Origin of the sequence: Luteolibacter sp. Y139 (assembly GCF_038066715.1) — a bacterium.
Taxonomy (GTDB): Bacteria; Verrucomicrobiota; Verrucomicrobiia; order Verrucomicrobiales; family Akkermansiaceae; genus Haloferula; species Haloferula soli.
In genome coordinates this window covers 171,138-192,094 of the sequence record NZ_JBBUKT010000001.1, presented here as the reverse complement: position 1 = coordinate 192,094, position 20,957 = coordinate 171,138, and the positions used below count along the sequence as shown (strand labels likewise).

The following is a 20,957-nucleotide window of genomic DNA, read 5'->3' as shown; positions in this document are numbered from 1 at the left end:
CGCTCTCCGGAGCGAAAGGAATGGAGCTACCGGCGCCTGAAGCCCGGCACCCCGGTTAGTTACAAGGTGAGCTTGCCCGGGGGCCCCGGCAAGAGGCTTGCGGGGGACGGCAAGGGGGGGCGTGGCTTTCGCACCGCAATCTGTTCAGAAGAACTCGTGGAGGAATGGTTGGCGGAGATCGTGCCGGGAAGCCATGATTGACGATGATCCGTAGTGATCCCCTAGCAGTTGGCGGAGATCCGCCGCTGAAATCCACAATCCCGTATCGCGTTTGCTGCGGAGGCTAGAACCTTCGTGGTTACTAAAGTAGAAGAGGCGACCAACCCATGAGAACGACCCTTGCTGCGATTCTTTGTACTGCTTGGATGACCGTCACCCAGGCGGCTCCGCCCCCGATGTTCGTGCAGGAGGGCACGGTGGAAGGAGCACCGTCGAAAGGCGGCTTTCCGGCTGCGGAGGATTTGGCTAAGGCCAAAGTGATCGTGTTGGGTGGGGGCGAGCGCTGGACTGATGAGCAGCGGCGCTTGATCGAGGCTTTCGTGGAGAAGGGTGGTGGCGTGGTGCTGGTGCATGATGCGATCACGGCTTCCGGCTGGGTGAAGGGCGAGGCCGTTCGCTGGTCGGGGACGGTGCCGATGTTCTTCACGCCGCCGGGGCGCGAGAATCAGCTGACGAAAGGGATCTCGAATTTCGATATCGAGGATGAGATGATCCACGGGCTCGACGTGGCGGCCGGTGATCAGGTGCTGACGACGACGTGGTCGCCGAACCGGAAGCACATGAAGGGCACGGAGCCGCAGCCTTACGTCTATGGTGTCTCGCCGGTGGTGTGGACCGAGAGCAAGGGCAAGGGGCGGGTGGTGTATTTCGTTCCGGGGAAGCGCGCGGAGACGCGGTCGCATCCGGCGATCCGGACGATGATGCGCCGTTCGCTGCTGTGGGCTGCGGGTGAGGAGAAGGTGGATGAGCTTTCGACGAAGGACGATCTCGCCGCGCTGGTGTATCCGCCGGGCGGTCCGCTTTCGCCGCAGAAGGAGATCGAGAGCTTGAAGGTGCATCCCGATTTCAAGGCGGAGCTTGTCGCCTCCGAGGGATTGATCTCGAAGCCGCTCAATCTCGATTGGGATGAGAAGGGCAGGCTGTGGGTGATCGAGAGTCTCGAGTATCCGGAAGGCAAGCGGGGTGGGGGACCGGAGTCGATGTACTCGGTGTGGCAGCGCGAGACGAATCTGGACAAGCCTGCCGCCGTTGATCGGCCGGGGCGCGACACGGTTTCGTGGCTGGAGGACAAGAACGGCGACGGGGTGATGGATACCAAGCACGTCTTCGCCGATGACCTGGATATGGCGACGAGCTTCTGCTTTTACAAAGACGGAGTGATCGTCGCGCAGCCGCCGAGCATTCTCTACCTCCGTGATACCAATGGGGACGGCAAGGCTGACAAGCGCGAGGTGCTCTACACCGGCCTCGGCACTTTCGATACGCACTCGGTGCTCAATAACCTGCGCTGGGGCTTGGATGGGTGGGTCTATGCGACGCATGGCTACTCGTCGTCCCGGAAGGTCACCTCGGGTGATGGCAAGACGGACTTCGGCGGAATCGGTTCCGGGATCGTTCGCTTCAAGCCGGATGGGTCCAAGATCGAGATGGTGAGCGCCAAGAGCGGGAACTGCTGGGGTGTGGATGTCACGGCGGATGGGGAGATGTTTTTCACCCAGCCGACTTCCGGTGACCTCGTGATGCACGTGCCGGTCAGTGATCGCGTGATGGCGGAGGGGGGCGTCGGCAATCAGCCTTCGTGGCAGGTGATGGTGCACCTGCGGCCGGTGAAGCCGCTGATGTCGTGGGAGGAGATCGTGGAGAATCAACCCAACGATGTGATTGGGTCCTTCACGGCGGCTTGCGGCTGTGCGGTGTATGAAGGTGGAGCGTGGCCCGATCAGTGGAAGATGGGTTACTTCACCTGCGAGCCTACGGTGCACATCGTGCACCATGAGGCGCTTTCACCGGATGGGGTGACCTACAAGGCGGAGAAGGTCCGGGATGAGGAGTTCTCGGCGACGCGCGACTTCTGGAGCCGGCAGATCGACACGCGCGTTGGCCCGGATGGGCAGCTTTACGTGATCGACTTTTACAACCAGGCGATCCTTCACAATGACCCGCGCGGGCCGATCCATTTGTGGAACAATCAGGCTGCGCGGCCGGACCGGGATCATTTCTTCGGACGCATCCAGCGCTATAGCCACAAGCAATCGAAGCCGCTGCCGAAGGTGGATCTGACCACGCTTGATGGTCGCATTGCCGCGCTTGGCCATCCGAACCGTGAGGTGCGCTTCCGTGCCCAGCGCTTGATCGAGGACGGCGATGTCAAAGCTGCCGCTGCGAAGCTCAAGGATGCGAAGGGTGTGGCGAAGATTCACTCGATGTGGGTTCGTGCTGCGGCTGGTGTGCTGGAGGAGAACGAGCTGATCGCCACGCTGGATGATGCCGATGCAGGAATCCGTGTGACTGCGGGTCGTGTGATCGGTGCGTATCCGCAATTTGCCACGAAGAAGGTGGTGGATGCGATTGGTGACCAACTTGCGAAGGAGAAGGAATCGCGGGTGCGCTTGCAGTGGTTGGCTGGGCTTCCCGGTGATGCCGTGATTTCTCCTGATGCACTGGCAGCCGTTCCCACCGATGATCGCTGGTCGCTCGCGGCGGTGGCGCGCTTGTCGAAGCATGATCCGGCGGCGGTGCTGGCGAAGTCGCTGGCGGGTCCGGATGCGGCGAAGCATGCGGGTCTGGTGCGCTTGCTCTTTGATGCCGGTCGGAAGGATGCCGATCAACTGGCTGGCATGCTCGCGGCGCTGGAAGGTTCCGAAGAGATGGCGGTGGCGTGTTTGAATTCGCTCTATCAGGGGGAACTGCCGCGCAGTGCGCGACTGGATCAAGCGCTTGGGGCGTTGGCCGCGAAAGGCTCGCCGAAGGTGCGGGCAGCGGCGCTGCCGCTGGCGGCGAAGGGTTGGAAGGCGGAGCAGGTCGATGGCGCGGTGGCGGAGTTGTTGAAGGCTGCTGGCTCCGATGAGCCCGTGCTGGTTTCGCTCGCGGCCCTGCCGGTGTATTCGAAGGATCTTTCCACGGCGCTTGCTGCCGGTGCGGCGAAGTCGGGTGCGATCCGGGATGCGATTGCGGCCAGTGGTTCGGCCGATGGTGCGAAGCTGCTGATTGGCTCGCTTTCCGCGCTCAGTCCGCAGGACAAGGCGAAGGCGCTGGAGGCGTTGTTGGGCAAGCCGGCTTCTGCGATTGCTCTTATTGATGCCTTGGATAGCGGCGAGCTGACGCTGGCGGTGGTGGGCACCACGGTGCTGCCGCGCTTGGCCGATCACCCGGATGCGAAGGTGAAGGAGCATGCGGCGCCGCTGATGAAGAAGCTGCGCGGTGCCAGCGAGGCGAAGGATGCGATCATTGCGCGCTTGTTGCCGGAAGTCAGCAAGCCGGGGAATGCGGAGACGGGGAAGCTGCTCTTCGCCACCTGTGCGACGTGCCACAAGTATCATGAACAAGGTGCGCTTATCGGGCCGGTGCTCGAGGGCATCGGCGTCCATGGTGTCGAGACGCTGCTGACTCACATCGTGGATCCGAATCGCGAGGTGGAGCCGAGCTATCATGTGTGGAACGTCACCACCACCGATGGCCGCACGCTGTCCGGATTCATCAGCCGGGAGACGGCCAGCAGCATCTTCGTGAAGAATGCGTCCGGTGAGACTGAGGTGCCGCTAAACACGATCGCCAATCGCACAAATACCGGCAAGTCGCTGATGCCGGAGGGCTTTGAGGGCTTGGGGGCCGAGCCGCTGCGGGATCTGATTGCCTACCTCCGTTCGGGTGAGCAGCGATTCCATACGCTCTCCTTCGGCAAGGCGGCGACTGCCGATGGTAGCCGTGGCGTTTATCTCTCGCCGGATGTCGCGGGGGATCGTGTGGGTATCAAGAAATATGGCCTCGTCGAAGAGCACGGCGTGCCCTTCCAGCTTCCTGATCCGCTGACCACGCCAGGTGGCAAGAATGTCATCGTGCTGAAGGGTGGGATGGAAGATCGCGCGGTGAGCCGGACGATGCCGGAGAGCGTTGAGATTCCGGTGAATGCCGCGGTGAGCCGCTTGCATTTGTTAGGCGGGGTCGCGGGCTGGGGCTTCCCGGTGATGCGGGAGAAGGATGCGCTGGTGACCATCGCCGTTCACTATGTCGGTGGCGGAGTGGAGGAGATCGCTTTGCGCAACGGCGTGGAGTTCGCGGATCACGCGGGCCGCATCGACGTTCCGGGTTCGGCTTGGGCAGATCTCGTGGATCACGGCCAGATGCGCTACCTGTGGCGCGATTTGAAGAAGAAGGATGGGGTGATCGAGAAGCTGGTGCTCACCAGCGGCAACAAGGTGGCGGCGCCGATGATTGCGGCGATCACCTTGGAGGCTGCCGCGAAGGACGGCAAAATCGCCCCGCCGCCGGTCGATGGCGGGCCGGATGGGCAATCGAATGCGTCCTTGCCCGCGACGAAGGAAAAGCTCCGCGTGCTGCTTGCCGGCGGCGGTGGCTCGCATGATTTCTCGGCGTGGTTTGATCGCGAGGATCAGGGTGTCTTGCGCGATGTAGGCTGTGCGACGCTCTACACCTCGGACCCCGGCAAGGCGGCTGAAGAGTTGGCGCGCGCGGATGTGTTTGTCTTCAGCACGAACAATCCGGCTTACGTCCGTTCCCCCGAGTTTCAGCGGGCCTTTGCTTCCTATGTGGCGGATGGCGGTGGCCTGGTGCTGCTTCATCCGGCGACGTGGTATAACTTCGCCGATTGGTCGGCTTACAATACGACCTTCGTCGGTGGCGGAGCCCGGGCGCACGATCCGCTCGGCGAGTTCAGCCTGAAGGTTCTCAAGCCGGAGCATCCGGTGGTCGCCGGCGTGCAGGGTGAGTTCAAGGTGCGCGATGAACTCTATCAGGTGAACCTCCTGCCGGATGCGAAGGTGCAGGTGCTGGTGGAGACTTCAGTCTCCAGCCAGACGGCCAAGAAGCATCCGTCCGTGTGGATTGTGGAGCACCCGAAGTCGCGGGTCGTGTGCATTGCCCTGGGTCACGACGGGGATGTCCACCGCGAGGCCAACTTCCGCAAGCTGCTGGCGAATGCGGTGAAGTGGGCGGGCGGGAAGTAAGGTAAACGAAAAGGGGGGACAAGAGTGTCCCCCCTCCTTAGTTTTCTCGCTTTGGCAGCGAGAAGAGAACGATGTCGTCTTAGTCCTTCCGCTTGAGGAGCGGGAAGAGGATGACGTCGCGGATGGTGGGGGCGCCGGTGAGCATCATGATGAGGCGATCGATGCCGATGCCGATGCCGCCGGCGGGGGGCATGCCGTGCTCGAGGGTTTCGATGAAATCGTAGTCGACCTTCTGTTCTTCCTCGCCGCCGGCCTGGTGTTCGAGGCGGTCGCGCTGGACGTCCGGGTCATTGAGCTCGGAGTAGCCGGGGCTGATTTCCTGGCCGTTGATGATGAGCTCGTAGACTTCGACGGTCTTGCCGCCGGGGGTGACCTTGGCGAGCGGGACGAGTTCGCTGGAGACACGGGTGACGAAGCAAGGGTCGAAGCTGTGTTCCTCGACCTTCTTTTCGAAGACCTGCTGGATGACCTCGTGGTCTTCCATGTTTTCAGAGATCTGGACGCCGAGTTCCTCGCAGCGCTGGCGGCGTTGCTCTGCAGTGATGGTGAAGAAGTCGGCACCGGCGGCCTCGGCGATGAGGTCGTGGTAGTTCGCGCGCTTCCAGGGGCGCTCGAGATTGATGGTGCGGGTGACGTTGCCCTCCTCGTCCTTGTGCTCGATCTTCAGGCCGCCGCAGAACTTCTCGGCGAGGCGGCAGACGAGGGTCTCGACGAGGTCCGCCATGATCTCGAAGTCAGCGAAGGCTTGGTAGGCCTCCAGCATGGTGAACTCGGGATTGTGGCGGCGGGAGATGCCTTCGTTGCGGAAGTTGCGGTTGAGTTCGAAGACCTTGGTGAAGCCGCCGACGAGCAGGCGCTTGAGGAAGAGCTCCGGCGCGATGCGCATGGTGAGCGGCATGCCGAGCGCATTGTGGTATGTCTCGAAGGGACGCGCCGCGGCACCGCCGGGGATGTCCTGCAGCATGGGCGTCTCGACTTCGAGGTAGCCGCGCTCGTGGAAGAAGCTGCGGATTTCCGCGACCATCCGGCTGCGGGTGACGAAGACGGCGGCGCTTTCCTCATTCGACATGAGGTCGAGGTGGCGCTTGCGGTACTTGATCTCGCGGTCGGCGACGCCGTGCCACTTGTCGGGCATAGGGCGCAGGGACTTCGAGAGCACGGTGAACTTGGCGACCTTCACGGTCGGCTCGCCGGTGCGGGTGAGGAAGGTTTCGCCCTCGATGCCGAGCCAGTCGCCGCGCTCGAGGCACTCGAAGATGGCGAGGTCTTCGGGAGAGAGCTCCTTCACAGAGATAAAGCCCTGAACCTGACCGTGGATGTCGCCGACGTGGAAAAAGCAGGACTTGCCCATGTTCCGCCAGCCATTGACGCGACCGGCGACCTTCACCTGGAGGCCTTCGGCGAAGTTTTCGCGCAGGCCGATGGGGGTGTGGGTGGTCTCGAAGGCCGCCCCGAAGGGATCCACGCCGAGCTCGCGCAATTTGCCGAGCTTCTCACGGCGGACGGCGATGAGTTCGGCTTCGGTCGATTGGGGCTGAGCGGTTTCTGACATGGCGGGGCAGGGAGTAATGCCCCGAGCGCCCCGTGGCAAGTGGCAAGGCGCAGCGGGTGCTCACCTCGGCTCCGTCTCCACCTCGATGAAGAGCAGGCGGACCATCCCGGGCTTGCGTGGCTGTAGCTGGATGACTGCCACTCCATCCTGCCTCGCCGCCAATGGGAAGGAGGGTCCCAATTGCGGATGGGTTTTCATACGCTTTTCCGGCCAGCACTCGACGCTGGGGTAGGTGCCGTCCTCGGTCTTGAGCAACTTGCCGGTGAAGGCAACTTCGTTTTCTCCGGCTAGGGTGACGGGTTTGTCTTGGTCGAGTTCGACTGCCGGGGCTTTCTCCACCCCCAGCTTCTTTTTCATCCGGTTCCACGTCTCTTTTGACAGTGTCATGGAATGACTGGGACATCTTCCAAGTATGCGGTGACCAATTCCTCGAAGAATTCACGCTCAAGGATGGTTCCGCGCAGTTTCAGCTTTCCTGCGACAACGACAGGACGACGGCGGGCGGCTTCCTTGAAGCTCTTCAGCTCAAATCCGGTTGGACTGATCGGAACGAGCGTGAAGAAGATCGTTCCGAAGCGGTTGTTCTCCATTTTGCCGAGGTCGATCGCGAGGGTTTCGCCCGCGTTCAAGGTGCCACGTCCGGTGGCATCCTTCCGCACGAGCTTCTTCCAATCGATCTTTTCGTCCTTATCGAACATGGAATGGGCTCCCGCATCCGGCGAGTAGTGACCGCCCGGCACATACCCGTAGCCGACCTCTGCGCGGACTCTGATCTTCCCGTCATCGTAGGTGGGGGCGACGCGAATGCTCCAGCCGGCAAAGCGGTTCTTGCGCAGTTCGGGGTGGTTGAAGTCGGTTTGCCAAGGAGGGTCGTCGGGATGTTCCCGCAGGATCTCGATCAGCGCCATTTCGTCCGTACGTGCCGTGACGACGGGAAAGGTCATCAGATCGGTGCCCTTTTTCTGGGCGAATTTTCTCATCAACTGCTGCATCTCTGCGTCGGTGAGCACGCTTCCGCCCTGCACTTCCTGGGTATCGGCAACGATGACCTTGGTTTGGATTTTGACTTGGGCAGCGAAGCCTGACTGGAGCCGCTTGGCGGGGCCTTCCTCCTCAGAGGTTGCGGCGACCTGCTCGATGGAGGTGCTTGATCCCTGCAGATCCTTGACGGGGTCTCCGACCTTCACACAGGAGATCACCAGCGCGGCTCCCAGCATCGCGAGGCATGCGGAGAAGAGGACGCTCTTTTCGAGCCGGGTTACGGTTCCTGGTGCTGCTGCCAGGATGGTCACGATGCGAGTTTTCAGCGTTTTCAGCCGATGTTGCCGGACCATGGTTACGGCGAGGGGATGGGGCGAGGATGGCTGGGCGGCCATCTCGATGAGGAACTCGCCATAGGTTGCGCGGTCATCGTCGCTTGCAGCGATGTCGCAGACTTGTTCGCGCGCCATCTTCCAGCGGGAGACGAGGAGATGGACGAAGGGATTCCACCACTGGGTGATTCGCATCCATTCCAAGGCCATGATCCACCGTGAGTCAGCTCCTTGCCAGTGTCTCAATTCATGGCGCAAGGCCCAGCGGAGTTCGCGGCGTTTCGCGGGATCGAGCAAGAAAGGCGGGATGACGATGACGGGCTTGAAGAAGCCGGTGACGCAGGGGCTGGCATCAACCGGTGAGATCCGGAAGTGGCATCGGCTGGGAAGATCCGGTTCTGCCTGATGAATCGCTTGCCATGCTGCGTCGTCCGGCCGGGCGAGCGTGCGCCGCCAGCGGAGCAGCTTGATGACGGCCAGCATGAGCGGGATGAAGGCAAGCATGCCACCTAGTGCCCAGATCGCTGTAACAAGCGTCGCTGTCTCCGGCATCTCGAAAGACGATGAGGAGACTGGCGTGGCGGGCGTGGATGTTTCCACCATGGGAATTCGCACGACGGTCCACTCGGGCAAGGTCACCGCGGTAGAAGCGCCCGATTGTTCGATGCTCTTCGGGGCGGCAGGTGACTGCGGTCTCATCGCAGAGATCCACGGAAGAAGCGCAATGGCCAGGGTGCCGCACAAGGCGACCACTGAAATGCGCTGCGGCCTCCGGAGGCAAAGGATCGCGAGGAAGACCGCGGTGGAGAGCACAAGGGCGTGCAGCGCCACGGTCACGAGGTAGTGGTCGGGCAGGCTCATGGCTTGCCCCCTTTCCGGTGCTTCGCGATCAGCTCATTGAGTTCCTTGATCTCGGTATCGCTCAGGCCGCCTTCCTCGACGAGGCAGCGAACGAGAGAGATTCCGGAGCCGCCGAAGAGGCGCTGCTTGAGCTCGGTGAGGATTTTTCCGCGGCCACGTTTTTCAGGGACGGCGGATCGGTAGAGCCGGACGCGGTCGCCGTCCTCGTGCTTCAGCCAGCCCTTGGCTTCGAGGCGGGTGAGCTGGGTTTGCAGGGTATTGCGAGTGATGGGCTCGACGCGGTCGCTGTTCACCAGCTCAAGCAGGGCAGCGACGGAGACGGGCTGCTTTTGCCAGATCAGATCCATCAACGCTTGTTCGGCAGGGGAAAGCGCGGGAAGGGGCTTCATGGTCGTGCGGAGCTTGTGACGACAGATGTCGTCGGTGGCAAGCCGAATCTGACGACAGATGTCGTCGGAGCGCTTTCTTCAGTCCGAAGTCTCTCCCGATCCCGAAATCGCACGCGGCTGCGCAGGAAGCCGGGTGGCGGTGTGGAAAGCAGCCACCGCGAATGCGACCAAGTGGCCGAAGTAGGCGATGTTAGCGGCCTTTGCGAGGTAGAAGCAGACGTTTCCGATCCAATCCGGCCGTCCCGGCAGATACGCCGTCGCCCATCCGATCATCCATGGGAAGCCGGTCAATGCCACGCCCGCGATCGCGAGCCACGCGGAGATGGCGAAGGTCTTGTCAGCGCCACGCTTGGACAGTCTGAAACAGGCGATGGCGACGATAGCCCAGGCAAAGTAGAAAACGTACCAAGCGAGGTCCGACAACTGATATAGAAGCGAGGAAAGGATCATGGGTTTGTGATTTTTTCCGCTTCAGGGGTGAGGGCGCTGCCAAGCTTCCATAGTCCGAATGCGAGCAATGCCGTGCCGGCCCGTGACAGCGCAGAACAGCAAAACACCAGTAGCGCTCCTGAGCTACGAAAGCCGAGTTCGAGAGGTGCCGACCCTGCGAAGAGAGCGTCGGCGTATCGTGAGAGTTCGCGGTAGCCGAAGAAGGAGGCGTAGAGGCCCGGGAGGCTGAGCAGCAGCATCCAGCAGAGTCCGCATGATGTGATGACAAGAGGCCGCGAGGGCGACTTCCGATGCCATGCGATGCAGCCTGCCAGGCAGCTCGCGGTGACGGCGAACCACAGGATGTGGGGGATTTCCATGCGATAGGATTGCCGGGTGCCCCGGCGTGCGGCAAGGCAGTTGAAGTCCATCGTGACAGTATCCGAAACATCCCTCTGCCTGATGCGTTCCTTCCTCATGCTTCCGCGGGTTTTCCTTCTCTTTCTTGCCGCTGCACTGCCGCTTGCCGCGCAGTTCCGGCCGGATGATCCGTATCCGCGGATCCATGATCCTTCGACGGTGGTGACGGAGGGTGCGGAGGCGTGGTGCCTTTGCACCGGTATGGGAATCAGCCTGCTCCATCGCGAAAACGACGGGCGCTGGAAGCGGGAGGCGCCGCTTTTCCGCGAGTATCCGGCATGGCACAAGACGGAGGTGCCGGAGAACAAGGGGCATCTGTGGGCGCCGGACATCATCCGGCTCAAGGACAGGTGGTTCGTTTACTACTCGGTCTCCAGCTTCGGCTCGAATCATTCGGCGATTGGCCTTGTGACTGGCAAGACGCTGGATCCGAAGTCGAAGGACTACGGGTGGAAGGATGAGGGCGTGGTCATGCGCTCGCGACGGGCGGATCGTTTCAATGCGATCGATCCCGCGGTGATTCTCGACGATGGGAAGCTGTGGATGAGCTACGGGTCATTTTGGGAGGGGATCTTCCTCATCGAGCTCAATCCTGAGACGGGCCTGCGGAAGAATGACGATGCGCCGTTGAAGCTCGCGATGAATATGGAGATCGAGGCTCCATTCATTCACAAGCACGATGGCTGGTACTATCTCTTCGTGAATTGGGGCAAATGCTGCCGTGGCGTGGATAGTACCTATGAGATCCGCGTGGGTCGCAGCAAGAAGATCACGGGGCCGTATCTCGACAAGGATGGGACCGATATGAAGGACGGAGGCGGTTCAGCTTTTCTCGCGACGCAGGGGCGCTTCATCGGTCCGGGTCATGCTTCGATCTTCCGTGAGAAGGGGAAGGAGTGGCTGGTGCATCACTATTACGACAAGGATCGCAACGGCCGCTCCGACTTGCGGATGTTGCCGCTCGCGTGGAAGAACGGCTGGCCGGTGACGGAGTGAAGCCTAGCGCTTGCTGCGGCAGGCGGGAGGAAGTGCATAAAATTTGCGATAATGATATTGCACTTGGGTTGCGTTTGATGGAGTCAGGGGTGTCGCGACAAGCTACGCGAACGCCCACCTACGATCCCATGTCCTCGTCTTCACCTTCACTCACCGGATTCGGCCCGGAGCAGGCCGCCGCTTACGATGCTCGTTTCGCCAAGCTGGAACCCATGCGCGAGGCGTTGCATTTGCTAACGCACGGGATCCTCGCCCGGCTCCCTTCCGATGCGCGCGTCTTGTGCGTGGGAGCGGGTACGGGGGCGGAGCTGCTGGCGCTGGCGTCGAAGTTTCCAGGCTGGCGATTCACCGCCGTGGAACCATCGGGACCGATGCTCGATCTCTGCCGGAAGAAGGCGAACGATGCGGGAGTCGCCGGGCGCTGTGAGTTCCATGAGGGATTCCTCGAGTCCTTGCCGATAGGGGAGCCATTTCATGCGGCAACGTCCTTCCTTGTTTCCCAGTTCGTGCTGGATGAGGATCGCCGCCGCGATTTCTTCCGGGGCATCGCGGAACGTCTGGTCCCTGGTGGCTATCTGGTAAGCAGCGACCTCTCGGCCGATCTAACATCTCCGGACTACGCGGAGCTTTTCAAGGTGTGGGCGAGCCTGTTCGAGTATGCTGGCTTCTTGCCCGAGCAGATCGAAGCGGTGCGTGGTGCCTACGGGACAAACGTTGCTGTGACGTCTCCGGAGCACGTTGCATCGCTGATCGCTTCGGCTGGTTTCGAGATGCCGGTGGCGTTTTATCAGTCGGTGCTGATTCGCGGATGGTTTGCGCAGCGCTTGGAATCTGCTTCTTGATGAAATTGGCGGTGAATTGCCATGGGTTCGGCGGTGGTAATTGAGAATGCCTCGCAATTCATTGAATGCGTGTGGATTGAGACTGTATCTCAGTGCGTTCTTCGCTTGCGCATTGGCCGATGCGGCGCTCATGTTAGAGACAACCTTTTCAACCACCATTTACTACGATGAAAACGAAAACCGCCAACCGTGCCTGCGCTGCGTGTGCTTTCTGGAACAATCTTGAAGAAGATGCCGGTGAATGCCGTCGCCATGCTCCGCAGACCGTCGCCTTCGAGGTCGATGAGGAAGTGAAGTTCGAATCGATGTTTCCCGTGACTGCCGGCGATGACTGGTGCGGGGACTTTGAAAAGAAGGACTGATCGTCTTCCGCCAACACTCTGGTCATGAGCAATGCCCTGGTCTGCGAAGGCCGGGGCATCTTGTTTGCAGGGAGCGGGATCGGTGGAGAATTCGCAATGCGGGGCGCAAGTTCCGCAAGCCAGCGCGAGCACGAGGCCGGGGGCGTGATCTAGGTTCCCAGCATGTTCTGTTCGTGGAGGAAAAGTCCATGTGCTCCCTGCTCCTGTGCCTATCAGTTGCGGGGTTCGCTTCCGGAACTGCTCAATCACCTCTGCTGTCTTGGCCAGACGACCCTCGTATTGCGGCAGCAGGGACTGAGTCTGGCGAAGACGACACCGTTCGGACTCAGCGTCGCGTATCGGGAGGAAGCGTGGCATGTGCTGCATGATCGCTTGAGCGGTCTGGAGACCGATACCCGTCGGCCGCTTGCGACCTATTTGATTGCCGATGCCAGCGACCGTCGGCCGCTGCTGGCGATGGCCGAGCCCGGCAGGCCGATTCATCTTTCGATCCGTCTGGATGGCCATGTGTGGGATTCACCGGTGGTGAGGACATTGATCGATCATTTCAAGGGGGCATCGCTCGATTGCATGGAGAGCCGCCGACTGGGTGCGGGAGCGTGGCTCGATGAATGGGAGCGTCCGGTGAATCCGGATTGCGATACTTCGATCGTCCATGGTGCCTGCCGGATTCTCCACGAGTGCCGGGAACTGGAGGTGGATGTTAGCTCACGCGGGTGCCGTGGGACGGCGTGCTTCCAGCCATCCTTCATCGATTCCGCCGGGACCGTGCTGCGCATCACCGATCGTGAGCGACGGCATGTGGTTCATGCGGACGTGAATGATCCAGGGTTCCATCTGACAACGATGGGGCGCTCTGGTCTCCGGCTGGAGATTTCAGACTAAAGCGGCTCCACGATGCGATAGCCGATGCCCGGTTCGTTGCGGATCAGCAGCAGTTCGCCGAGTTTCTTACGCAGGAGGTTGGCGTAAACGCGGAGGTAGTGGGTCTGCTCTTCCGCCTGTGGTCCCCAGACCTCGCGCAGGAGTTGGCGTTGGGTGACGATCTTGCCGGGGTGTCTGACCAGTGCACGGAGGAAGGCGAACTCGGTGGGGGTGAGTTTCAGTTCTTCGCCTTTTAGAATCGCCTCATGCCGGTCCAGTCGGACGAGCAGCGGGCCGAAGACGATCTCGGGTGCATCGTTGCGATGGCGACGACGCTGGATCGCGGCGAGGCGGGCGAGCAGCTCGCCAGTGGCGAAGGGCTTGGTGACGTAGTCGTCGGCACCTGCTTCGAGGGCAGCGATCTTCTCGGGTTCGCTGTCTTTCACCGACAGGATCAGGACGGGGACATCGCTCCACTCGCGCAGGCGCTTGAGGACGGTCACGCCATCGAGGTCCGGCAGGCCCAAGTCTAACAGCACGACATCCGGCCGATGGACGGCGCAGGCTTGCAGGCCGAGCTGGCCATTCTCCGCCTCATGGACGCCGTAGTCGCGCGACTCCAACGCGAGCCGGAGCAGGCGGCGGATCTGGATTTCATCGTCGATGACGAGGGCGATCATGATTCGGCGACAGCGGTGGCTTCCATGGTCTCGGCGGTCAGGCGGATGGTGAACTCCGCGCCTCCGCCGGGATGGTTGCGGGCGACGATTTCACCACCGAGCGCGCGGAGAAAGCCTTTTGCGATGGAGAGACCGAGGCCGGTTCCTCCTGCGGGCGCACCGGGGGCGCGGTAGAATTTTCCGAAGATCCGGCGCTCCTCGCCTTTCGCGATTCCCTTGCCGTGATCGCGCACGATGAACTCGATGCCCTTCCCGTGGCGGACGACGGTCAGTTCGACGGGCGTCTTTGGAGAGGTATGGGCGGCGGCATTGTGAAGGACATTCGCGAGCACCTGTTCCAACAAGGCGTGATCCGTCTTCACCAAGGGGAGGTCAGGAGTGATTTGCTTGGAAAACTCACGTCCGCGGAGAATATCGCCGGTCGCTTCCAAGGCGGCGGAAACGATGTCGTGGACATCGCACCACTCCAGCCGCGGCTCGATGACCGATGACTCGAGGCGGGTCATGTGCAACAGGCCCTCGACGATGCGCTGGAGGCGCCGTGATGCCGTGTCGATTTCGACGAGGTAGGGATCGTTGGCGGTGTCCCGTGCATCGATGGCAGCACGGATGACTGCGATGGGCGTCTTCAGTTCGTGCGAGACGCTATCGAGCAGGGCGCGGCGGAGCTTTTCTCCTTCTTCCAATCGCTCGGCGTGTTGCACGGCTTGGATGAAGTGTTCCTTCTCTAACACCAGCGCGAGCTGAAGGACGAAGGCTTCCGTGGCCTGGCGCTCGGTGAAGGTGAATTGACCGGCGTCCCGCATGAGGCCGAAGACGCCCATGGTCGAGGTCGCGGTTTGCAGAGGAAACCAGGTTGCCGAGGCAGAAGGAAGGGTGTCGGTGAAACGGCCTGCCGCCTGATGATTGGCAAAGGCCCAGGCGGCGACGGCAAACTCGGCTTCTTCCGGTGCGAAGGCGCTGGCTGCATGTGCCTTGGGCGAGAGCGAATGGTCGTCCTGACGCAGCATGATGGCGACCTGGCCGCCGAGGATGGACTCGATGATGCGCAGCGCTGCTTCCAGGCCTTTTCCTGCCTCAGGATGCAGCGCGGCCTGCTGGGTGACGCGGAGCAGGGCGTCGGTGTGGGCTTGTCGCTCGCGCTCGGCGCGCTCGCGCATCTTCAGGCGTGCGGTGAGCTGGCCCATGGCGAGGGCCACCACGAAAAACATGGCGAGCATGGCCATGTCCTCGGGCTGCTCGACGTGAAAGGTGAAGCGTGGCGGAATGAAGAGGTAGTCCCACGCCATGGCTGACACGCCGGCCATCACCAGCATCGGGCCGCGGTCCCACTTCATCGATGCCAGCACGATCGCCATCAGGTAGATGAAGGCGGGGACCATGTAGCCGCTGAAAGGAAGCAATAGCAGCGAAAGACCGGTGACGGCAGCCGTCAGGAGGAGAGCGCTGCCATAGTCGCGCCACCGCGAAGCCGAAGCAGGGTCGCTGGGCGGCTTCGGCTTCTTTCCGGGGAGCGGGCGGACGACGCAGACATCGATATCGTCGCTGCCGGCGATGACGCGGTCGGTGAGCGTAGCCCGGCGGAAGCGTCCGCGGTCCGATTTCCCAACGACGATCTGGCTGACGTTGCGATCGCGGGACACGTCTAACAGGGCCTTCGCCACGTCGTCTCCGGTGACGTGGACCACTTCGCCGCCGAGTCTTCGGACCAAGGCGAGGCCGCGCGAAAGGAGTTCCTCCTCGTCCGGGCGAAGGCGTCGCGAACCCTCCACCCAGACGCCGATCCATGGGCAACCGATCCTGGCGGCGGCGCGGCGGGTCCAGCGGACGAGGCTTTCCGAGTAGGGCGTGGGCGCGACGCCGACGAGCAGGCGTGCGTTCGTTTTCCACGGGGTGGCATCACGGCGTGCGCGGCGGAAGTCCTCGAGATCGCGGTCCACCTTTTCGGCGGTGAAGCGGAGGGCAAGTTCACGGAGAGCGGTGAGATTGCCTTCGCGGAAGAAGCCTTCGGCGGCGGCATCAGCGCGGTCGCCGAGGTAGACTTTGCCATCGGACAGACGATGGAGGAGCTTCTCGACGCTGAGGTCGATGAGCTGGATCTCGTGAGCGCGATCGAGCAAGGAATCCGGCACCGTTTCTTGAACGGAGACGCCGGTCACCTGGCGGACGACATCAACCTGGCTCTCGATGTGTTGGACATTGAGGGTGGTGCAGACGTCGATACCGGCGGCTAGCAGCTCGAGGACATCCTGGTAACGCTTTGCGTGACGACTGCCGGTGGCATTCGTGTGGGCGAGTTCATCGACCAGCAGGAGATCGGGGCGGCGGGCAAGCGCGGTATCGAGGTCGAACTCCTCGAGCAGGTGGCCATTGTGCTCGGTCTGCTTGCGGCGCAGGATCTCGAGGCCGTCTAACAATGCTGCCGTTTCCTCGCGACCGTGGGTTTCGACAATGCCGGTCAGGACGCGCAGGCCCTCCGCTTGTCGTTGGCGGGCAGCCAGCAGCATGGCGTAGGTTTTTCCCACGCCGGGGCACATGCCGAGGAAGATGAACAGCCGCCCGGGACGACGCCGGCCCTCCTCGCGCTGGACTTGCGCGAGCAGCTGGTCGGGATCGGGGCGGTCGTCGGTCATGGGAGCCGTCAACAGTTCACCGGGAAAGTTCGTCGAGGGCGAGATTGAGTTTCAGCACGTGAACGCCGGGATCTCCGAGGATGCCGAGATCGGGGCTATCCGTGTGCGCCTGAATGAGCTCGCGGACCTTTTCCACGGGAAGATTGCGGGCCTTGGCGACACGCGTGGCCTGGAGGTCGGCATTGGCGGGGCTGATGTGGGGATCGAGGCCGCTGCCGGAGGCGGTGACGGCGTCGGCGGGTACGGCTTGGTCGGCGGGGAGGCCGTTGGTGGTGCGATAGGCGGCCACGCGCTCCTTGATCTGGTCGGCGAGCTTCTGCGAGGTGGGGCCGAGGTTGGTGCCGCTGGAGCTGGTGGCATCGTAGCCGTTCGCTCCGGCGGCGGAGGGGCGAGGGTGGAAGTATTTGTCGCCGGTGAAATTTTGGCCGAGCAGGGAGGAACCGATGACTTGGCCGGATTTATCCCGGATCAGGCTGCCGTCCGCCTTGTCCTTGAAGGCAGCGCGGGAGATGCCGGTGACGATGAGCGGGTAGGCGCCGCAGGTGACGGCGGCGAGCACGACCGTGGAAACGACGGCGCCGCGGAGTTGGGAAACGAACGAGTTCATGGATCAGACGAGGTGAAGGGTGGAGACGACGAGATCGACGGCCTTGATGCCGGCGAAGGGCAGCAGCAAGCCACCGAGGCCGTAGACGAGCAGGTTGCGGCGCAGCACGGCCATCGCGCCGAGCGGCTTGTAGGCGACGCCTTTCAGGGCGAGCGGGATGAGGGCGATGATGATCAGCGCATTGAAGATCACGGCGCTGAGGATGGCGCTCTGGGGTGAGGCCAGTTTCATGACATTGAGCGGCGAGATGGCGGGGAAGGTAACCATCAGCATGGCGGGGATGATGGCGAAGTACTTTGCGACGTCGTTGGCGATGGAGAATGTTGTTAGAGAGCCGCGGGTCATCAGGAGCTGCTTTCCGATTTCGACGATCTCGATGAGCTTGGTCGGGTTGCTATCGAGGTCGACCATGTTGCCGGCTTCGCGGGCGGCCTGGGTGCCGGTGTTCATGGCGACGCCGACGTCGGCCTGGGCAAGTGCGGGGGCGTCATTGGTGCCGTCGCCGGTCATGGCGACGAGATGACCAGCGGCTTGTTCGGCACGGATGCGCTTGAGCTTATCTTCGGGAGTGGCCTGAGCCATGAAGTCGTCGACGCCTGCTTCGGCGGCGATGGCGGCGGCGGTCATGGGATTGTCGCCGGTGATCATGACGGTGCGGATGCCCATCTTGCGGAGCTGGGCGAAGCGTTCCTTGATGCCGCCTTTGACGACGTCCTTGAGCTCCACCACGCCGAGCACGTTCTTGCCCTCGGCAACGACCAGTGGTGTGCGCCCGGCGCGGGCCGCGGCCTCGACGGCGGAGGACACTTCTTCCGGATAGCGACCGCCTTGCTCCTCAATCCAGCGCTGCACGGACTCGGCGGCTCCCTTGCGGATGCTGTGGCCGTCGAGGTCGACGCCGCTCATGCGGGTCTGCGCGGTGAAGGGAACGAAGTGGGCGTGTGGTTGTTGGAGTTCACGGCCGCGGATGTTGAACTTCTCCTTGGCGAGGACGACGATGCTGCGGCCTTCCGGGGTTTCATCAGCGAGCGAGGAAAGCTGCGCGGCATCGGCGAGGTCTTGTTCGCTGACTCCCGGTGCGGGGAGGAAGGCGGAGGCCATGCGGTTGCCGATGGTGATGGTGCCGGTCTTGTCCAATAGCAGCACGTCGATGTCGCCGGCCGCCTCGACAGCGCGGCCGCTGGTGGCGATGACATTGCGGCGGATCATGCGGTCGATGCCGCTGATGCCGATGGCACTGAGCAGGCCGCCAATGGTGGTGGGGATCAGACAGACGAGCAGGGCGACCAGCACGGGAATGGTGAACTCCATGCCGGCGTAGATGCCGAAGGGCTTCAGCGTAATGCAGACGAGCAGGAAGATCAGCGTCATCGCGGAGAGCAGGATGGTCAGCGCGATTTCGTTCGGGGTTTTCTGGCGTTTGGCGCCTTCCACCATCGAGATCATGCGGTCGAGGAAGGTATTGCCCTTCTCCGAGGTGATCTTGATCACGATGCGGTCGCTGATGACGCGGGTGCCGCCGGTGACGGCGCTGCGGTCACCGCCGCTTTCGCGGATGACGGGTGCGGACTCGCCGGTGATGGCGGCTTCATCGACGCTGGCGATGCCTTCGACGACCTCGCCGTCGGCAGGAATCACATCGCCGGTTTCGCAGACGACGAGATCGCCTTTTTCAAGGGCGGGTGCGGCTACTGACTCTTCCTTGCCGTCCTTGGTGAGGCGGCGGGCGATGGTGTCCTTGCGGGCCTTGCGCAGGCTGTCGGCCTGGGCCTTGCCGCGGCCTTCGGCGACCGCTTCTGCGAAGTTCGCGAAGAGGACGGTGAACCACAGCCAGACGGCGAGCTGGATGATGAAGCCGTGGTCGGTCTTCGCGGTGAAGATGGCGACGGTGGTCAGCACGGCGCCGACCTCGGTGACGAACATCACGGGATTCTTCACCATGACGCGCGGGTCGAGCTTCTTGAAGGACTCTCCGATGGCGGGCTTGATGATCGCCTTGTCGAAGAGGGATGGAGCTTTGTTGGACATGGATGTGTTAGAAAAGGTTGCCGGACAGGGTGAGGAAGTGCTCGACGATGGGGCCGAGAGCGAGGGCTGGCAGGAAGTTCAGCGCGCCGATGAGCAGCACGGTGCCGATGAGGAGCACGGTGAAGGTGCCACCGGAGACCGGGAAGGTGCCGGGGCTGGGCGGGGAGAACTTCTTCTTCGCCAGTGAGCCTGCGAGCGCGAGGATGGGGACGATCATCAGGAAGCGGCCGACCAGCATCGCGATGCCGAGTGTCACGTTGTAGTGAGGGTCGCCGTTCGCCGGGTTCGCGGTGAGGCCGCCGAAGGCGCTGCCGTTGTTGGCGGTGGCGGAGCTGAAGGCGTAGAGGATTTCGCTGAAGCCGTGGGGGCCGGCGTTGTTGAGACCGGCGAGGCCCCAGTTTGCCACGGAGGCCCAGGCGGTGAAGCCGAGGATGGTGAGGGTGAGGACGAGCAGGGAGAGCATCGCCATCTTCACCTCGAAGGCATTGATCTTCTTGCCGAGGTATTCCGGGGTACGGCCGACCATGAGGCCGGCGATGAACACGGCGAGCACCACGAAGACGAGCATGCCGTAAAGGCCCGCGCCGACACCGCCGATGACGACCTCGCCGAGCTCCATCATGAACAGCGGGATCAGGCCGCCAATGGCGGTGAAGGAGTCATGCATCGCATTCACCGCACCGCAGGAGGCGGAGGTGGTGACGACGGCGAAGAGAGAGGAATTGAAGATGCCGAAGCGGACTTCCTTGCCTTCGAAGTTGCCATCGGCTGCGGCGACGCCGAGCGCGTGATGGATGGGATTGCCCGCGGACTCCGCCCACCAGCAAACGAGTGTGCCAGCGACGAAGAGGATCATCATGGCGGCCCACACCGACCAGCCGTGTCCCTGGTTGCCGGTAGACTTGCCGAGATACCAGGTGAGGCCGCTGCCGATCGCGAAGATCGAGAGCATCTGGATGAAGTTCGAGAGCGGGGTGGGGTTTTCGAACGGATGGGCTGCGTTGGCATTGGCGAAGCCGCCACCATTGGTGCCGAGCATCTTGATCGCGACCTGTGAGGCCATCGGGCCTTGGGCGATGGTCTGGGTGTCGAGCGTGGTGGATTCCGTGGTCTTTTCACCGGCGGCGTTGGTGGATTCGACCTGCACGGTTTGTGGCTCGACGAGGTGCGCGGTATCGTAGGCATTGAAATTCTGGATCATGCCTTGCGAGACGAGGAAGACCGCGAAGGCCACGCAGATCGGCAGCAGCAGGTAGTAGGTGGAGCGCACCAGATCGACCCAGAAGTTCCCCAACGAGGTGGTGGTGTGGCGGGCGATGCCGCGCACGAGTGCCGCGGCGATGCCGATGCCGGTGGCGGCCGAGACGAAGTTGTGGAAGGTCAGGCCGACCATCTGTGACAGATAGGACATGGTCGTCTCGCCGCCGTAGCTCTGCCAGTTGGTATTAGTCGTGAAGCTGACGGCGGTGTTGAAGGCGAGTGCCGGGGAGAGGGCGGGCAGGCCCTGAGGATTCAGCGGCAACAGATGTTGGAGCCGCAGGATCGCGTAGGTGAAGGCTACGCCCACCAAGCTGAAGAGTAGCATGGCGAGCGTGTAGCCTTTCCAGTCGTGCTGCTCGCCGGACTTCACGCCCATGAGGCGATAGGTGAGCTTCTCGAGCGGCCGGAGCACGGGGTCGAGCCAGGTCTTGCCGTCAGGATCGAGCACCTTGGTCAGGTAGATGCCGAGCGGCTTGGTGATGGCGGTGAGGATGCCAATGAAGAGGGCGAGTTGGAGCCAGTCTTTTGCGTGCATGGG

General features: G+C 62.5%; 16 protein-coding genes. 5 read left to right on the top strand and 11 right to left on the bottom strand.

The genetic code is table 11. The features are described from left to right. Positions 1 to 326 precede the first annotated feature (326 nt). Positions 327 to 5,183: a PVC-type heme-binding CxxCH protein gene (locus WKV53_RS00810; RefSeq protein ID WP_341402376.1), complete on the top strand. Its 4,857-nt coding sequence runs from the start codon at positions 327 to 329 to the stop codon at positions 5,181 to 5,183. A gap of 79 nt (positions 5,184 to 5,262) precedes the next feature. Here WKV53_RS00810 and lysS read toward each other — a convergent pair whose 3' ends face one another. From lysS to WKV53_RS00780, 6 genes are all read right to left on the bottom strand, one after another. Further along, on the bottom strand, positions 5,263 to 6,735 hold the full coding sequence (gene lysS, locus WKV53_RS00805; RefSeq protein WP_341402375.1) for a lysine--tRNA ligase: 1,473 nt from the start codon (positions 6,733 to 6,735) through the stop codon (positions 5,263 to 5,265). Between the two features lie 60 nt (positions 6,736 to 6,795). Beyond that, positions 6,796 to 7,122: a hypothetical protein gene (locus WKV53_RS00800; RefSeq protein WP_341402373.1), complete on the bottom strand. Its 327-nt coding sequence runs from the start codon at positions 7,120 to 7,122 to the stop codon at positions 6,796 to 6,798. Beyond that, entirely contained in the window at positions 7,119 to 8,909 is a 1,791-nt protein-coding gene (locus WKV53_RS00795) for a M56 family metallopeptidase (protein WP_341402372.1), read from the bottom strand. The genes WKV53_RS00800 and WKV53_RS00795 overlap by 4 nt, the downstream gene beginning before the upstream one ends. Beyond that, complete coding sequence (locus WKV53_RS00790) at positions 8,906 to 9,298, bottom strand: BlaI/MecI/CopY family transcriptional regulator (protein WP_341402371.1); 393 nt, start codon at positions 9,296 to 9,298, stop codon at positions 8,906 to 8,908. The genes WKV53_RS00795 and WKV53_RS00790 overlap by 4 nt, the downstream gene beginning before the upstream one ends. A gap of 78 nt (positions 9,299 to 9,376) precedes the next feature. Continuing rightward, the gene (locus tag WKV53_RS00785) at positions 9,377 to 9,748 is read right to left on the bottom strand and encodes a hypothetical protein (RefSeq protein ID WP_341402370.1); all 372 of its coding nucleotides are present in this window, start codon (positions 9,746 to 9,748) and stop codon (positions 9,377 to 9,379) included. Further along, positions 9,745 to 10,107, bottom strand: a complete 363-nt coding sequence (locus tag WKV53_RS00780; RefSeq protein WP_341402369.1) for a protein-tyrosine phosphatase family protein — start codon at positions 10,105 to 10,107, stop codon at positions 9,745 to 9,747. The genes WKV53_RS00785 and WKV53_RS00780 overlap by 4 nt, the downstream gene beginning before the upstream one ends. 82 nt (positions 10,108 to 10,189) lie before the next feature. Here WKV53_RS00780 and WKV53_RS00775 point away from each other — a divergent pair, with 82 nt between their 5' ends. The 4 genes from WKV53_RS00775 to WKV53_RS00760 all read left to right on the top strand — a co-directional run bounded on the left by WKV53_RS00775 (position 10,190) and on the right by WKV53_RS00760 (position 13,232). After that, a complete protein-coding gene (locus tag WKV53_RS00775; RefSeq protein WP_341402367.1) occupies positions 10,190 to 11,143 on the top strand; it encodes an arabinan endo-1,5-alpha-L-arabinosidase in 954 nt (317 codons plus the stop codon). A gap of 128 nt (positions 11,144 to 11,271) precedes the next feature. Next, positions 11,272 to 11,985, top strand: coding sequence for a class I SAM-dependent methyltransferase (locus WKV53_RS00770; RefSeq protein ID WP_341402366.1), 714 nt, complete (start codon positions 11,272 to 11,274; stop codon positions 11,983 to 11,985). 167 nt (positions 11,986 to 12,152) lie between these two features. Beyond that, positions 12,153 to 12,347 carry a hypothetical protein gene (locus WKV53_RS00765; RefSeq protein WP_341402364.1) on the top strand — a complete coding sequence of 65 codons (195 nt, stop codon included), beginning with the start codon at positions 12,153 to 12,155 and terminating at the stop codon, positions 12,345 to 12,347. A 216-nt stretch (positions 12,348 to 12,563) separates the two neighbouring features. Beyond that, positions 12,564 to 13,232 carry a hypothetical protein gene (locus tag WKV53_RS00760; RefSeq protein ID WP_341402363.1) on the top strand — a complete coding sequence of 223 codons (669 nt, stop codon included), beginning with the start codon at positions 12,564 to 12,566 and terminating at the stop codon, positions 13,230 to 13,232. On the opposite strand, the gene WKV53_RS00755 is transcribed toward WKV53_RS00760, so the two are convergent. The 5 genes from WKV53_RS00755 to kdpA are packed head-to-tail and all read right to left on the bottom strand — an operon-like array spanning position 13,229 to position 20,954. Then, positions 13,229 to 13,891: a response regulator gene (locus WKV53_RS00755; protein WP_341402362.1), complete on the bottom strand. Its 663-nt coding sequence runs from the start codon at positions 13,889 to 13,891 to the stop codon at positions 13,229 to 13,231. The genes WKV53_RS00760 and WKV53_RS00755 overlap by 4 nt on opposite strands. Next, positions 13,888 to 16,524, bottom strand: a complete 2,637-nt coding sequence (locus tag WKV53_RS00750) for a DUF4118 domain-containing protein (RefSeq protein ID WP_341402361.1) — start codon at positions 16,522 to 16,524, stop codon at positions 13,888 to 13,890. Before WKV53_RS00750 ends, WKV53_RS00755 begins: the two co-directional genes overlap by 4 nt. Before the next feature lie 16 nt (positions 16,525 to 16,540). Continuing rightward, positions 16,541 to 17,131 (bottom strand): K(+)-transporting ATPase subunit C, encoded by a 591-nt coding sequence (kdpC, locus tag WKV53_RS00745; protein ID WP_341402360.1) that lies wholly within the window; start codon positions 17,129 to 17,131, stop codon positions 16,541 to 16,543. Positions 17,132 to 17,134: 3 nt separating this feature from the next. After that, on the bottom strand, positions 17,135 to 19,159 hold the full coding sequence (gene kdpB, locus WKV53_RS00740) for a potassium-transporting ATPase subunit KdpB (protein WP_341402358.1): 2,025 nt from the start codon (positions 19,157 to 19,159) through the stop codon (positions 17,135 to 17,137). 7 nt (positions 19,160 to 19,166) lie between these two features. Then, entirely contained in the window at positions 19,167 to 20,954 is a 1,788-nt protein-coding gene (gene kdpA, locus WKV53_RS00735) for a potassium-transporting ATPase subunit KdpA (RefSeq protein ID WP_341402357.1), read from the bottom strand. Positions 20,955 to 20,957 lie beyond the last annotated feature (3 nt).